The sequence below is a fragment of the Collinsella aerofaciens genome (assembly GCF_040910325.1).
GTDB classification, from domain to species: domain Bacteria; phylum Actinomycetota; class Coriobacteriia; order Coriobacteriales; family Coriobacteriaceae; genus Collinsella; species Collinsella aerofaciens_BL.
Genome location: NZ_JBDGAV010000002.1, coordinates 44,525 through 58,496 on the forward strand (window position 1 = coordinate 44,525; position 13,972 = coordinate 58,496).

The following is a 13,972-nucleotide window of genomic DNA, read 5'->3' on the forward strand; positions in this document are numbered from 1 at the left end:
CAAGCGCTCCTATAGCTCCTGCCCCAAGCGGACAAAGTGGGAAAAGTCGTTGGCGGCCACGGCGTCATACACGGCGTCGACGGCGTCAAAGACTTCCGGGGACATGGGGTTGTAGAACTCCGTGTCGCCCGGCTGAATTCCGACGAAAACGATATCATCGCACGATTGCTCAATCTCTTCGATCAGAATCGACAAGGGAAGCGAATGCGTGGTGAACATCGACTTGCGGGCCACATCACGTTTGTCGAGCAAGCGGATGGCGCCGACGGGCAGCGCCATGTCGGCGGCATCGACCAAGACCAGACGCGGCGGACGCTCGCGCTTGACCTCGATGATGTCGTCCTCGGGCGTTTGGCCGCCGTCAATGGTGTACCAACCGGCGATGGGTGCGTCCTCCATCTTTTTGGAGAGCACGGGGCCGGCGGCATCGTCGGCGCGCAGCACGCTTCCCGCCGTGAGCACGATACCCGCAAACGGGGCGCCGTTCACACGACCATCTACAACGCGACCCATTACTGCAACCTTCCCGTCAGATACACGCCCGACACATCGCGCACGCGCTCAACCAGATCGCGAAACTTCATTAAGAAAGCGACCTGCTGGGCATGCAGGCCAAAGTCGTCATCGAACACCGAAATGCCAGCCTTGGCCGAAACACGAAAACCGCGCTCGTCGAGCAGAGCATCGCAGGCCTCGAGCAGCGACGGCACCGCCGCCTTGTCGAGCTGGCACTCGCCAAAGGAGCGGATGGCCTCGAACTTGGTTTTGGCCTCCCCCTCCGGCAACGCGTCGACGAGCGAATAAAAGACGTTCACCGGCACCGACAGGCGCGGCTCAAAGCAATCGAGCACGCCGGTGTGGTGGCCCACGGCGAGCGTGTAGTACAGCACGTCGCAGGCCTCCTGGGGAACGTCTTCCTCGGTCTCCACAAACTTACGCGTGAGCTCGTAGAAGACCACCTGGTCGGGCGCGTGGCCCAGGCAGGGGTCAGCGACGCCCTCGGCGGCCTCGTCGCTTGCACGCGAGGCATCGCCAAAAGAGCCGCCGAGCATGCCGGGGCCCGCAAAGTAACCAGAGCGGTCCGTGAGCTCCATCTAGCGACCTCCGGCCAGCACCAGATCCTGCAGCGCCGAGTAGACCTCAACGCGGCGCGGATCATCCTGCTTGTCGATGAGCAGTGCCATGGCACCGCGGATATCGCCCTTGGGCGCACCCTCGAGCGTGTCCATAAACTCGTTGGCCAAATCGCGGCCGTAACGGTAGCCGCTCATGGCGCGAGCTTCGCGCTCGATGGCAACGCGCAGCTTGTACGGCACGCCGGGGTGCAGGATATCGGCCTGCTCGCCGGCGGCCTCCACCGTGGTCTCGGCATGGAGCTTTTGGTCCAGCAGACCGAGCGCCATGGCAAAGCCGTAGATGGTCTGCGCGGGGCTGGGCGGGCAGCCGGGGATGTAGACGTCGACCGGCAGAATCTTGTCCGTGCCGCCCCAGACGCAGTAGTTGTCGTAGAAGATGCCGCCCGTGCAGCCGCACGCGCCATAGGACACCACGATCTTGGGATCGGGTGCGGCCTCAAAGGCGCGCAGGGCCGGCATGCGCATGGCACGCGTCACGGCGCCGGTGTACAGCAGCACATCGGCGTGACGGGGCGAGGGCACGACCTTGATGCCAAAGCGCTCGACGTCAAAGACGGGCGTGATGGAACCGAAGATCTCAATCTCGCAGCCGTTGCAGCCGCCGCAGTCGACACGGTAGACGTACACCGAGCGCTTGATCTTCTTAAGAAGGGTCGCCTTGGCCTTCTCGATGCTCTCGTCGAGCTCGATCTTGGTCGGGCGGTACTGAAGCCGCTCGGGCAAAAGCGTGGGTTCGGCCATGGTTACTCCTCCTTCGTTTCAAAATCCATGATGATGCCCTCGACCGGCGCCGGACCGGCGGGAATCTCGGGCGCATCGGGGTTGAGCTCGCGGTCGATATACTCCGGGTTCACGCCGTGGCCGCCCAGATACTCCATGCCGGGGCCCTGGGGCTCACCGGACGCAAGCGTCTCGTTGGCAGCCATGCCGGCAGCGTTGCCGGTCTTTACGGCCGAGGCGGCGCGCAGGGCGTCGAGCTCGCGCTTGCACTCCTGGCACATACCGACGGTACGGGCGGCCTGCTCGGCCTCCATGCCGCCGGCCTTTTGCAGCAGACGCTTGGCGTAGTCGATCTCCTTGTGCGGGGCAAACGGCTTGCCGCAGCGCGAGCAGTGCTCGAGCGTATAGACGCTCTTGCTGGTGAGGTCGTCCTTGCTCATGACGGCCAGCTCAAACTCCTCGGTGAGCTTGATGGCCTCCATGGGGCAGGCTTCCTCACAGCGGCCACAAAAGATGCAGCGGCCGTAGTCGATCGACCAGGTAATGGCATCGGCCGCCAGGTCGGTGTCCATGCGAATGGCATCGGCCGGGCACGCCACGCCGCAGGCACCGCAGGCGATGCAGAGCTCGGCATTATGCTCGGGCTTGCCGCGCATGTCCTTGTTGGTGGGAAACGGCGCAAACGGGTACTTGACCGTCGCGTCGCCGGCCTTGGCGTTGACCTTCCAAAGCTTCAGCATATTAGAGCGCCTCCTCATCGAGCGGAGCGGCCATGGTGCCCTCGCCCGCAAGCGGCGACTTGTCGCGCCAGACGTTCTCGAACTGCTCCTTGTCGAGCACGTGGTCGCGCTTGGCGGCGACATCGGTCACCGTCACGCGGTCGGTGCAGGAGTAGCACGGGTCGAGCGAGCCGACGATCAGCGCCGCGTCGCCCACGGTGTTGCCGCGGAACATGTAGCGCAGGACCGGCCAGTTGCTGTACGTGGCCGCCTTGGCGCGCCAGCGGTAGCACTTCTGGTTGTTGCCGAGCATGGCCCAGTGCACGTCCTCGCCGCGCGGCGCCTCGGTGGCGCCGATGGCGTACTTGTGCGGGGTGTACTCCCAATCCGTGGTGAGGATGGGGCCCGACGGGCAGTTCTCGAGCATGGTCTCGATCATGTCGATCGAATCATAGACCTCCTGGATGCGAACGGCGGTACGGCCGAAGGCATCGCAGGTGTCGGCCGTAGCGGCGTGCATCTTTTGGACATCCGGATCGGCGTAGCCGTCGAAGGGATGGTCAAAGCGCACGTCGCGGGCATAGCCCGAGCCACGCATGAGCGGGCCGACCGGCGAGAAGTCGCGTGCGATCTTTCGATCCAGAATGCCGATGCCACTCGTACGCTCAATAAAGTTGGGCGTGGAGAGCAGCATGTCGACGAGTTCCTGAACCTCGGAGCGCAGCTGGTGGATGGTCGTGAGCGTGGAGAGTTTCTGCTCGGCCAAAATGTCGCGACGCACGCCGCCGATCACGTTGAGGCCGTAGGTCTTGCGGTGACCGGAGAGCTTCTCGGCCAGGTCCATGGACTTCTCACGGACGCGGAAGAACTGCTGGAAGCCGGAGTCGAAGCCCGTGTAGTGCGATGCCAGGCCAATATTGAGCAGATGCGAGTGCAGGCGCTCGACCTCGAGCATGATGGCGCGGATGTACTGGGCGCGCGGCGGGACATGAATGCCCTGGGCGCGCTCGACGGCCTCGGCATAGGCCACCGAGTGGGCGCAGCCGCAGATGCCGCAGATGCGGTCGGCGAGGAACGTCACGGCGTCATAGTTCAGGCGCGTCTCGGCGACCTTCTCCATGCCGCGGTGCACGTAGAACAGACGGTAGTCGGCGTCGACGATCGTCTCGCCCTCGACGAACAGGCGGAAGTGGCCGGGCTCGTCGGAGGTGATGTGCAGCGGTCCCATGGGAACGAGCGTGGTCTCCTTGCCCTTGGTGTCGGCCAAGAACTCGTAGTTTTCCATGTCGCTCGCGGGGGCGGGGCGGAAACGGTAATCCATCGAATCCTTGCGCAACGGGTACAGCCCGCTGGGCCAATCGTCGGGAAGCACCAGGCGACGGCGATCGGGCAGACCCTCGGGAATCAGGCCAAACATATCGCGCAGCTCGCGCTCGCCCCACACGCAGGCGGGGACGAACGGCGTCACGGACGGGAACGTCATCTTGGCGGGGTCGACCTCGGCACGCACGGTAACCCAGCCGGGGTCCTCCCCCTCCATGGAGATGACGTAGTACACGGCGTAACGGCCGCACAGGCTGCGCTCGTCGTTGCCGACAATCACAGGAATCCAGCCGTAGCGCTCGTAATACAGGTAGTGGACGGCCTCGGGCAGACGGTCCAGCTTGACGGTGATCGTCAGCTGGTCCTCGCACTGCCATTCGACCTTCTCGATAGCGCCCGGCACTGCAGCACGCAGGGCCTCGACGTGGCTTTCGCAGCGACGAGCGTAGTCCTTCTTTTCAGGTTCTGCCATGGTGCTAATTCACCTCACTTGTCTTGGTCTGGGAACTGAACACCATGCGGTAGAGAGGGGCCTCGTGGAGCTCTTCGACGCTCTGGTTCAAAACGACGGACGTTGCATCCTCGACGCCGCTCGTGATGGCGACCGGGGTGGCGATACCGAACCACATGACCACGATCGCGAGGGCGATCTCGGGGATGATCATGAGGGCGGGCACCTCGTGGCGCTTCATGCCCTCGGGCGCCTTGCCGAAGATGGACTTGAGCGCGATGCCGGTAAGGGCGAAGTACACGCCGGTGAGGCCGATGGCCACGAGCACGACCACCCAGATGGGACCGGACTGAACGCCGGCCACGAAGGTGAGGAACTCGGAGATGAACAGGGCGAACGGCGGGAAGGCGGCGAGCGCGAGCAGGGCGATGATGGTGAGCGCTGCCGTGACGGGAGCGATCTCGACGACGCCCTTGATCTTGTTCAGGTCGCGGGTGTGGTAGATGTGCTGGATGTTACCGGCCATGCAGAAGGCGAGCGCCTTCGTGAAGCCGTGGAAGATGCAGTGCAGCAGGCAGGCGGCGATACCGAGCGGGCCACCGATACCCAGGCACAGCGCGACCACGCCGACGTTGTCGACGGAGGAGTACGCGAAGCGGCGCTTGATATCGTCCTGCTTGAAGATGCACAGGGCAGCCACCAGGATGGACAGCGTGCCCAGGATGAGCAGGAGCGTTCGCGGATAGGTGTCGCCCACCGTGATGATGGACAGGGAGTAGAAGCGGATGATCACCAGCATGGCGCACTTGAGCAGCACGCCCGAGAGCAGCGCGGAGACCGGGCTCGGAGCCTGGGAGTGCGCGTCGGGCAGCCAGGTGTGCATGGGAAACAGGCCCGCCTTGGTGCCGAAGCCGATGACGATGAACGCGAACGCGAGGCGCACGAGCATCGGGTCGAACTGGTCGGCGTAGGGCATGATGGAGGTGAGGAAGGCGGCCTCATGCGCGTTGGGCATGATATCGGCGGCGTTCGCGTAGATGAGCAGCGTGCCGAACAGGCCGAAGGCCACACCGGCGGTGCAGACCATCGCGTACTTCCAAGACGCCTCGAGCGCCTGCTTGTTCTTGTAGATGCCCACGAGGAACACGGTCGACAGCGTAGTGGCCTCGACCGCCGCCCAGGTGAGGATGATGTTGTTGGACAGGCAGGCGAGCAGCATCGTGAAGACGAACAGGCTGAACAGCGCGTAGTACTGCTTGGTGCGCTCGGCCGGCATGGTCTTCTCCTCGATATCGATCTTGATATAGGAGATGGAGTACACGCCGGTGATGAACCCGATGATGCCTACCAGAAGGACGAAGATCGACGAGAGCGAATCGAGATGGAGCCACAGGCCCAAAGCGTCGATATTCTGCCCGCTCGAGAGCATGGTTCCCGCGGTGACGACCGAAAGGACGAGGGTCGCCGCGACGGAGATGGTGTTGAGCCCCGCAAAGACGCTGTAGGACGTCGTCTTGGGGAGCGCAGCCATAATCAGGGAGAACACGAGGGGACAAGCGAGCAGGGCGACCGTCAGCATTGAAACATCCATGGCCTACCCCTTCAATTCGGTCAGGTCGTGGGAGTCGAGCGACTTGGTGTCGTTCCAGATCCTCACGACGACGGCGGACATGATGATGACGGCGAAAATGGCGTCGGTGGCGATGCCGATCTCGATGATCTCGGGGGCCGTGGGCGCGAGCAGGGCGAGCGTCACGTGGCTACCGTTCTCCATAAGGCAGTACCCGAAGATTTGCTTGAGGATGTTGCGCTGGGAGATGATGCACGTGAGGCCGACGAAGAAGTGCGCGAAGCTGATGGCGAGGGCCGGAGTAGCCACCTCGGCGGTGGGCAGGCTCAGGCGCGTGACCACCGTGAAGCAGATGGCCACCTCCAGACCGGTGAGGATGATGGTCCAGGCCGGCTTGATGGAGGAGGTCAGCGTGCTATCGGCAGGCGAACCCATCTTTTTGTAGGCACGGTTGAGAATGAACGGAACGAGGATCACCTTGGTGACGAAGGCCGACGCGGCCCACATGAGAAGCTCGGTGGCACCGGTGGTGAGGCCCAGGGTGAGCAGCACGCCCACCAGGACAACCGACTGGATCGCGTACCACTTAATGGCGGACGGGATGGTCTTCGAGACGACCACCATGGTGGAGGTCACGATCAGAAGACCGCCCAGGATATTGACTAACGAATAACCCATGTCCTACCTCCTAACCCATCCAACTAGAGGACAGAGGACCGGCGACGACGACCATGATCATGAGGACGACGAACACGAACGCCATGGCGCGCGGAAGGGGCTGGCCGGCGGCCACGGTCTCGCTCGGCTCACCGGGCAGGACCTTACCCATCCAACGCAGGAACCATGCGAAGGTGGCGACGGTCTCGACGACCATGACGCACACGAGGACAAAGATGACCGTGTTGGTAGCACCAACCGCGAAGCCACCGGAAATGATCTGGAACTTGGAAAAGAACGTGCTCATGGGGGGCACGCCGGCGATAGCGGTCGCGGCGACCGCAAAGCCCACGCCCGTGACCGGGTACTTCTTCATGAGGCCCTGGATCTTGGGCAGCATACGGGTTCCCAGCGTGAAGCTGAGAGAGCCAGCGATGAGGAAGAACAGGGTCTTGGTGAACGCGTGGTTGAAGATGTGCTCGACGGCGCCGTTAAACGCCATCTGGCTTCCGAACACGGAGAGGCCCAGGCCAAAGAACACGTAGGCGAGCTGCGCGATCGTCGAGAAGGCGAGCAGGCGCTTCATATCCTTCTGGGGCAGGTACATGAGGAAGCCGAAGAGCATGGTCACGACGGCGTCGATGATGGCGACCCAACCGACGATCTCGGGGATATCGCCGGCGCTCGCAAGAGCGCGGGCGAACACGCACACGCCGACCTTAACCATGGACGCGCCATGAAGGTAGGCGGAAACGGGCGTGGGGGCCTCCATTGCGGAGGGCAGCCACATGTAGAGCGGGAACTGGGCGGACTTGGCCCAAGCAGCGAACAGGATGAGCAGCAGCACGACGGTCTTCATACCGGAATCGAGCTGGGAGATCGCGCTCAGCGCGAACGTGCCGGTTCCGGCGAACAGGAAGGCCGCGCCGATGTAGAGTCCCAGAGCGCCGATATGGGTGATGATGAGCGCCTTCATACCGGCCTTCTTGGCCGTGGGCGTCATGTAGTAGCTGATGAGGCCCCAGGAGCACACACCGGTGATCTCGAAGAAAACGAGCTGGCCGACGATGGTGGAGCTGTAGGCGAGACCGGCCATGGCGCCGATGAACGTGGAGAAGTACACGTAGAAGCGACGACGGGGCGCGTCGGGATGCTCCTTATTCTTATCGCTCATGTACGGGAACGAATAGATGACGACGAGCAGGCCGATAGCGACGAACGCGGGTGCGAGCAGCGTGCTCATCCGGTCGAATATGAAGCCCATGACCAAGGTCTGGCCCATACTCGCCCAGGTTACATCGACCGCGTTCATGCCGTTTCCGGCAAACGTCGCGGCCAAGCCAACGGAAGCGACCGTGGCGATGCCGCCGGCAAAGGCGCAGATCCATTTAGCGTAGGGACGCGGCAGCATGACGATGAGCAGGGAGCCCAGCATGGGGACGGCGATCGCCACCATGGCAAAGAGGGACAAGCTCGATTCGATTGACATAGTTTCTCCCTTCTCCCTACACGCCTACGACGACGAAGACGAACGCGAGGACCGCGATGCCGACGACGGCCCAGGTCTGGTTACCGAGCACCTTGAAGCGCGAACGGGAAACGGAGTTCTCGAGCACGCCGCAGACGACGAAATCGACCAGGCACTTGACGAGGAAGACGACGGCGCCCACGAGAGCGGTGACGCCGATGGTCGCGGGCTCTCCCCAGGGGATGAAGATGGAGGTGAACCAAGCGACGACCACGACCTGCTTCATGCCCATGGCGAGCTTCATCATGGCCAGGGACGGGCCGGAGAGCTCGGCGAGCGGGCCCTCCTGGAGCTCCTGCTCGGCTTCGGCCTGATCGAACGGAAGCTTGCCGAGCTCCATGTAACAGGCGGCCGCGAAGGCGACGCCGGCGAGGATAACGGCGACGACGCTCGAGACGTTGCCCGTAACGATGTGCTGACCCATGGTCGCAATGTCCGTGGAGCCGCACACGATGGCGACGGTGAACAGCGCGATGAGCATGGACGGCTCGATGAGCACGCTCATGAGGAGCTCGCGGATACCGCCGAAGCCCGCGTAGGCGTTGGAGGAATCCACGCCGGACAGCGCGAAGAAGAAGCGGGACAGCGCGAGCGCGTACATGATGGTGATGGCGTCACCAAAGACGGGCATGGGGCTCTGGAGCGTGAACATGGGCAGGCCCATGGCGAGCATAAACGACACCGCGAGGAACAGCGGCGGCATGATGCGCAGCACGAAGCTCGAGTCGGAACTCACGGACTCGGGACGCGCCATGAGCTTCGCGAGGTCCCGGTAATCCTGAAGGATGGACGGACCGCGGCGATTGTGCATCTTCGCGCGAATCACACGGGCGAGGCCGGAGAAGAAGGGCGCGACCAGCATGACCACGAGGCCCTGCGCCATCGCAAGAACGATGTTCATAATATCCTCTCCCCTCTCTAGACCATGACCACGGCGAGCACGAGGAAGACCACGAGCGCCGCGACGATGTAGCAGATGTATACGGAGTAGTTGCCGCCCTCGATCTTGGAGGCGAGGCCGGCCAGCTTGTCGGCACCCTCGCTCGGTGCATCGACCAGGAAACGGTCGGGCAGGGGCTCGACGCCCTGGGCGACACCGGTGAGCTTCTGGAACACGTGCGCGATGGACCAGCAGATCTTGGTGCATACCTCGCGCAGGGTGTAGAGCGGGCCCATGAAGAGTTCGACGTCGGACGCGAAGCTCGTGGCGACGACGGGCATGTGCTCGTTGGGCTCGTAGCCGCACGCCCAAGGGTCGGTCTTCTTAGCGGGGGCCTTGGCGCCGAGGCAGGACCTCAACGCGAACGCGAGGCCGGTGAGGACCACGAGCGCGATGGCGATCGCGGGGGTGGAGGTGGCGGCACCGGAAATCTCGTTCACGAGAGACACGCCCGAGGTGGCTGTGACGGCGGAGCCGGCAAGCACGCTCTGGGCGACGTCGCCCAGAACCGGGGCGATGACCGGGGAGCCGATTCCCAGTACCACGCAGATGGCCGCGAGGAGCATCTGCGAGAACAACATCGGAGCCGGGGACTCCTTGGCGTTCGCGGCCTCCTGGGAACGAGGGCTGCTCGCGAACGAGACGCCGTAGGCCTTCACGAAGCACGTGACGGCCAGGGCACCGGTGATGGCGAGGGCGGCCGCGGAGGCGACGGCGAACACCATGACGACCGGGTCGGAGAGCGTCGAGATGTTGAACAGGGACTGGTAGGTGAACCACTCGGAAACGAAGCCGTTGAGCGGCGGGATGGCCGAGATGGCAAGGGCACCGATGAGGAAGCAGACGGCCGTGACCGGCATGCGGCGGAACAGACCGCCCATCTTCTCCATGTTGCGCGTACCCGTGGCATAGAGCAGGGAGCCCGCGCCGAGGAACAGCTCGCCCTTGAACATGGCGTGGTTGAGCGTGTGGTAGAGGGCGGCCATGAGCGCGATCGTCGCGATGACGTCGTTGCCCAGGGCGTGCGCCGTCATGGACGCGCCGACACCGAGCAAGATGATGCCGATGTTCTCGACGGAGTGATAGGCAAGCAGGCGCTTGATGTCGTGCTCGTGTAGGGCGTAGACGACACCCAGGACCGACGAGATGGATCCGAAGACCAGGACCATGAGGCCCCACCAGAGCTGGACGCCCGAACCCGCGAGCAGGTCGAGACCGACCTTGAGGATTCCCAGGATGCCGATCTTGATCATGCCGCCGGACATGAGGGCGGACACGTTGGACGGCGCCTCGGGGTGCGCCTGGGGCAGCCAGGAGTGCAGCGGAATGATACCGGCCTTCGCGCCAAATCCGAAGAACGCGAGGACGAAGCACGCGGAGGAGACGGCGGGTCCAAAGTCATGCGTACGGAAATCACTGAAGCTGAAGGAACCGCCCACGCCGTTGGTCATGAGCAGGAAGCTCGCCATGATGAGAACGAAGCCCACGTGCGCGATGACGAAGTAGAGCCAACCGCCCCTAATGGAGTTCTTGTTCTCCTCGATAACGACAAGGAAGTAGCTCGTAAGGGACATGAGCTCAAAGGCGACCAGGAACCAGAACACGTTGTCGGCGGTGATGACGAGCATCATCGAGGCGACGAAGGTGTTCATAAAGAAGCCGGCGCGCCCGACCTTGCCCGGGTACTCGTCGAAGTAGGACAGACCGTAGATGAAGCCCGCAAAGGCGAGAATCGAGATGAGGACCACGATCAGGCCCGCAAGGCCGTTGAGCAAGAGCTCGAGACGGGCGAACGGGAAGAAGAAGACCGTGTTGAGGGACGAAACGTCGCCAAGCACGGCCTCGAGGCCCGCGATGAACGACAGCACGGCCGCGACGGCGCCGATCAGGCAGCCGGCGGTCTTGGCGGCGTTGTCGGCCTTAATCAGCAGAACCGAGGCGAGCGCACCGACGCACGAGACGGCAAGCGATGCGATAAACAGCGTCATGCTATCCATTGTTTACGCTCCCTTCTGCTTTCTCGGACAGACCCTGGGCCACAGCGGTAACGTCGACGACCGGACCGTTTTCGATCGAGCGCAGGCGCTTGGCCTCGTCGAGCTCGCGATCGGCCGCGCCGCCCATGACGGTCAGCGCCTTGGTGGGGCACGCCGCCACACAATGCGGACCGTCCGGATCGAAGGCGCACAGGTCGCACTTAACAGCGCAGGTGTACTGGCCGGGAGCCCACGTAAGCAGGCTGCTCAGGGACTTAGGATACGAAGGCGTCGGGTCGCACATGCCTGCGACACCGGCGATAGACGTGCCATCGGGATGGATGGCTCCGAAGGGGCACGCGATGGCGCACAGCCTGCACCCGATGCACTCCTGCTCCTTGACGTGGATGCGATCGCCATCGTGCTCGATGGCATTCACCGGGCAGACCTCGGCGCAGGGGGCACCCTCGCAATGGTGGCAGGCAAGGGCGGCCGAAATACCGCCGGTCTTCACGAGCGCCAGGCGCGGCGTATCCTGAAGACCCTGCATCCGGTGGGCGTCGGCACAGGCGGACTGGCATGTTCCGCAGCCGATGCACCTCTCCGGGTTGATGTCGATGAAGCGGTTCATCCCCACTTCCTTTCAAAATAACGGGCCGGGCTCCCGAACGTACGGGACGCCCGGCCCAAAAAGCCAACGAGAACGGGACTACACGATTTGATTCACGTGCGTCTCGTCGTCGAACTTGGCGGCGCCAGGCTCAACGTCCTGGGGAGCGGCGGCGTCCACCAGAGCCTGCTTGAGCTCGGTGTACTGACGCTCGACCTCGCCCTCGGCCCAGACCTGGTCGGCGATAGCGTCGACCTGGCAGGCGGAGAACTTGTCCTCGGGCGTATGCGAGACCGGGTCGACCTTGTGCATGGTCAGCTCGTTGCACTTGCCGATCCACCACTGGTAGGTCATATAGACCGTGCCCTTGTTGATGCGGTCGCTCACGTCGGCGCGGCTGTATACCTGGCCGCGGCGGCTGTGGATCGAGACGATGTCGCCATTCTTGATGCCGCGTGCCTGGGCGTCCGCGGGATTCATGCGGACAAAGCCGGGCTCGTCGGCAAGCAGTGCCAGCGTCTTGCAGTTGCCGGTCATCGAGCGGCAGCTGTAGTGGCCGACCTCGCGGACGGTGCACAGGATGAGCGGGTACTCATCGTCGGGAAGCTCGGAGGGCGCCTCCCAGTCGTGTGCCATCAGGTTGGCGCGGCCGTCCTTGGTGGTGAACTTGCCACCAGCGAACATGTCGGGCGTACCGCGGTCGTTCACATCGGTGCTCTTGACGGGCCACTGGGCGTAACCGCCCTCGGGAGCCATCTTCTCGTAGGTCGCGCCCACAAAGTTGGGGCACAGGCTAATGCACTCGTTCCAGATCTGCTCGGTGTTGTCGTAGTGCATGGGATAGCCCATGCGCGTAGACAGGTCCGCGAAGATCTCCCAGTCGTGACGGCACTCGCCCTTGGGCGGAACGGCCGCGTCAAAGTGCTGGAAGCTACGGTCGGATGCGGTAAAGACACCCTCGTGCTCGCCCCAAGAGGTAGCGGGCAGGATGACGTCGGCGAGCATGGTCGTCTGCGTCATAAAGATGTCCTGGCAAATGAACAGGTCCAGCTCGGAGAGCGTCTTGCGCATGCCGGCCGAATCGGGCTCGGTCTGCACCGGGTCCTCGCCGTAGTTGTAGAAGCAGTGCACCTTACCCTCGTCGACCAGGTGGCCCAGGTCGGTGAGCTTGTAGCCCTCCTCGAGCGGGAGCTTTTCCTCGGGCACGCCCCAAGCCTTGGCAAACTTGGCGCGCACAGCCGGGTCGGTGACCTTCTGGTAGCCAGGGTACAGGTTGGGCAGCATGCCCATATCACAGGAGCCCTGGACGTTGTTCTGACCGCGCACGGGCGCGAGGCCGGAATTGGGTTTGCCGATCTGACCGGCAACGCAGGCGATGGAGGCGATGGTGTGCACCGTCTTCAGGTTCTGCTTCTGCTGGCATACGCCCATACCCCAGCCAATGATGGCAGAGGGCTTCGCCGTGGCGTACATCTCGGCAGCTTGGTGGATCAACGCGGGCTCGACACCCGTGATGTCCTGTACGGATTCGGGAGTGTAATTCTTGATGGTCTCCCACCACTCGTCAAAGCCGTTCGTGTGCTCGGCGACGAATTTCTTGTCGTAGAGGCCATCGTTGACCAAGCAGTTGGCAAAGGCGTTGAGGAACGCGACATTGCAACCGTTCTTGATCGGAAGGTAGAGATCGGCGATACGCGCGGTTTCGATATGGCGCGGGTCGGCGACGATGATCTTGCAACCCTTTTCTTTGGCTCGCACGATACGCCTTGCGACGATGGGGTGCGAATCGGCAGGGTTATAGCCGAAGAGGAAAATGCAGCCCGCATCCTCCATACCGGGGATGGAGCATGACATGCAACCTGAACCAACCGTGTCCATCAGACCGAGGACAGTAGGGCCGTGTCAAGTACGGGCGCAGTTGTCCACGCTGTGGGTGCCGATGCACGCACGCGTAAACTTCTGCATGACGTAGTTCGCCTCATTGCCGCCGCCTCGCGAAGAGCCGGTGGTCATGACAGCGTTAGGACCATATTCGTCAATTATGGCCTGCATCTTAGATGCGGTGAAATCCAGTGCCTCGTCCCAGCTTACGCGCTCAAGATCCGCGCCCTTGGTGCGGCGGATCATCGGGTGCAGTACGCGAGGAGTCAAGATCTTGGTGTCGTTGATGAAGTCGTAGCCGCTCATGCCCTTAAGGCACAGCTCGCTCTGGTTGGTGATGCCGTTGAGCGGTTCGGTACCCACGACCTGGCCGTTTTGGACCAAGAGGTTAAACTGGCAACCGGCGCCGCAATACGGGCAGATCACTTTATGCTTCTCCATGACACCCTCCTTCCTTTCTC

At 63.2% G+C, this 13,972-nt stretch carries 12 protein-coding genes; all 12 read right to left on the reverse strand.

Translation table 11 applies throughout. The features are described 5' to 3' along the window. Nucleotides 1-9: 9 nt before the first annotated feature. Nucleotides 10-513 carry a hydrogenase maturation peptidase HycI gene (hycI, locus tag AB5Z25_RS01355; RefSeq protein ID WP_117584085.1) on the reverse strand — a complete coding sequence of 168 codons (504 nt, stop codon included), beginning with the start codon at nt 511-513 and terminating at the stop codon, nt 10-12. Beyond that, nucleotides 513-1,094, reverse strand: a complete 582-nt coding sequence (locus AB5Z25_RS01360) for a formate hydrogenlyase maturation HycH family protein (RefSeq protein ID WP_368134608.1) — start codon at nt 1,092-1,094, stop codon at nt 513-515. Before AB5Z25_RS01360 ends, hycI begins: the two co-directional genes overlap by 1 nt. After that, entirely contained in the window at nt 1,095-1,877 is a 783-nt protein-coding gene (locus AB5Z25_RS01365) for an NADH-quinone oxidoreductase subunit B family protein (RefSeq protein WP_022095195.1), read from the reverse strand. Nucleotides 1,878-1,879: 2 nt separating this feature from the next. Continuing rightward, nucleotides 1,880-2,596 (reverse strand): formate hydrogenlyase complex iron-sulfur subunit, encoded by a 717-nt coding sequence (locus tag AB5Z25_RS01370; RefSeq protein ID WP_368134609.1) that lies wholly within the window; start codon nt 2,594-2,596, stop codon nt 1,880-1,882. Between the two features lies 1 nt (nt 2,597). Further along, nucleotides 2,598-4,370: a hydrogenase large subunit gene (locus AB5Z25_RS01375; RefSeq protein ID WP_349088028.1), complete on the reverse strand. Its 1,773-nt coding sequence runs from the start codon at nt 4,368-4,370 to the stop codon at nt 2,598-2,600. A gap of 4 nt (nt 4,371-4,374) precedes the next feature. Beyond that, nucleotides 4,375-5,940 (reverse strand): hydrogenase 4 subunit F, encoded by a 1,566-nt coding sequence (locus AB5Z25_RS01380; RefSeq protein WP_035138046.1) that lies wholly within the window; start codon nt 5,938-5,940, stop codon nt 4,375-4,377. 3 nt (nt 5,941-5,943) lie between these two features. Next, nucleotides 5,944-6,597 carry a hydrogenase 4 membrane subunit gene (gene hyfE / locus AB5Z25_RS01385; protein WP_347478393.1) on the reverse strand — a complete coding sequence of 218 codons (654 nt, stop codon included), beginning with the start codon at nt 6,595-6,597 and terminating at the stop codon, nt 5,944-5,946. A gap of 10 nt (nt 6,598-6,607) precedes the next feature. Then, nucleotides 6,608-8,065, reverse strand: a complete 1,458-nt coding sequence (locus AB5Z25_RS01390; RefSeq protein WP_006234112.1) for a hydrogenase 4 subunit D — start codon at nt 8,063-8,065, stop codon at nt 6,608-6,610. Between the two features lie 16 nt (nt 8,066-8,081). After that, nucleotides 8,082-9,005: a respiratory chain complex I subunit 1 family protein gene (locus AB5Z25_RS01395; protein WP_006234113.1), complete on the reverse strand. Its 924-nt coding sequence runs from the start codon at nt 9,003-9,005 to the stop codon at nt 8,082-8,084. 17 nt (nt 9,006-9,022) lie between these two features. Continuing rightward, on the reverse strand, nt 9,023-11,041 hold the full coding sequence (gene hyfB, locus AB5Z25_RS01400) for a hydrogenase 4 subunit B (RefSeq protein WP_347478392.1): 2,019 nt from the start codon (nt 11,039-11,041) through the stop codon (nt 9,023-9,025). Further along, nucleotides 11,034-11,651: a 4Fe-4S dicluster domain-containing protein gene (locus AB5Z25_RS01405; protein ID WP_022095203.1), complete on the reverse strand. Its 618-nt coding sequence runs from the start codon at nt 11,649-11,651 to the stop codon at nt 11,034-11,036. Before AB5Z25_RS01405 ends, hyfB begins: the two co-directional genes overlap by 8 nt. A 78-nt stretch (nt 11,652-11,729) precedes the next feature. Next, nucleotides 11,730-13,952 carry a formate dehydrogenase subunit alpha gene (gene fdhF, locus AB5Z25_RS01410; protein ID WP_347478391.1) on the reverse strand — a complete coding sequence of 741 codons (2,223 nt, stop codon included), beginning with the start codon at nt 13,950-13,952 and terminating at the stop codon, nt 11,730-11,732. Between the last annotated feature and the right edge of the window lie 20 nt (nt 13,953-13,972).

Coding starts and splice junctions, on each gene's coding strand:
- AB5Z25_RS01380 (WP_035138046.1), bottom strand. CDS start 5,940: ATGGATGTTTCAATGCTGACGGTCGCCCTGCTCGCTTGTCCCCTCGTG.
- AB5Z25_RS01370 (WP_368134609.1), bottom strand. CDS start 2,596: ATGCTGAAGCTTTGGAAGGTCAACGCCAAGGCCGGCGACGCGACGGTC.
- AB5Z25_RS01365 (WP_022095195.1), bottom strand. CDS start 1,877: ATGGCCGAACCCACGCTTTTGCCCGAGCGGCTTCAGTACCGCCCGACC.
- hyfE (WP_347478393.1), bottom strand. CDS start 6,597: ATGGGTTATTCGTTAGTCAATATCCTGGGCGGTCTTCTGATCGTGACC.
- AB5Z25_RS01375 (WP_349088028.1), bottom strand. CDS start 4,370: ATGGCAGAACCTGAAAAGAAGGACTACGCTCGTCGCTGCGAAAGCCAC.
- hycI (WP_117584085.1), bottom strand. CDS start 513: ATGGGTCGCGTTGTAGATGGTCGTGTGAACGGCGCCCCGTTTGCGGGT.
- AB5Z25_RS01360 (WP_368134608.1), bottom strand. CDS start 1,094: ATGGAGCTCACGGACCGCTCTGGTTACTTTGCGGGCCCCGGCATGCTC.
- hyfB (WP_347478392.1), bottom strand. CDS start 11,041: ATGGATAGCATGACGCTGTTTATCGCATCGCTTGCCGTCTCGTGCGTC.
- AB5Z25_RS01395 (WP_006234113.1), bottom strand. CDS start 9,005: ATGAACATCGTTCTTGCGATGGCGCAGGGCCTCGTGGTCATGCTGGTC.
- AB5Z25_RS01405 (WP_022095203.1), bottom strand. CDS start 11,651: ATGAACCGCTTCATCGACATCAACCCGGAGAGGTGCATCGGCTGCGGA.
- AB5Z25_RS01390 (WP_006234112.1), bottom strand. CDS start 8,065: ATGTCAATCGAATCGAGCTTGTCCCTCTTTGCCATGGTGGCGATCGCC.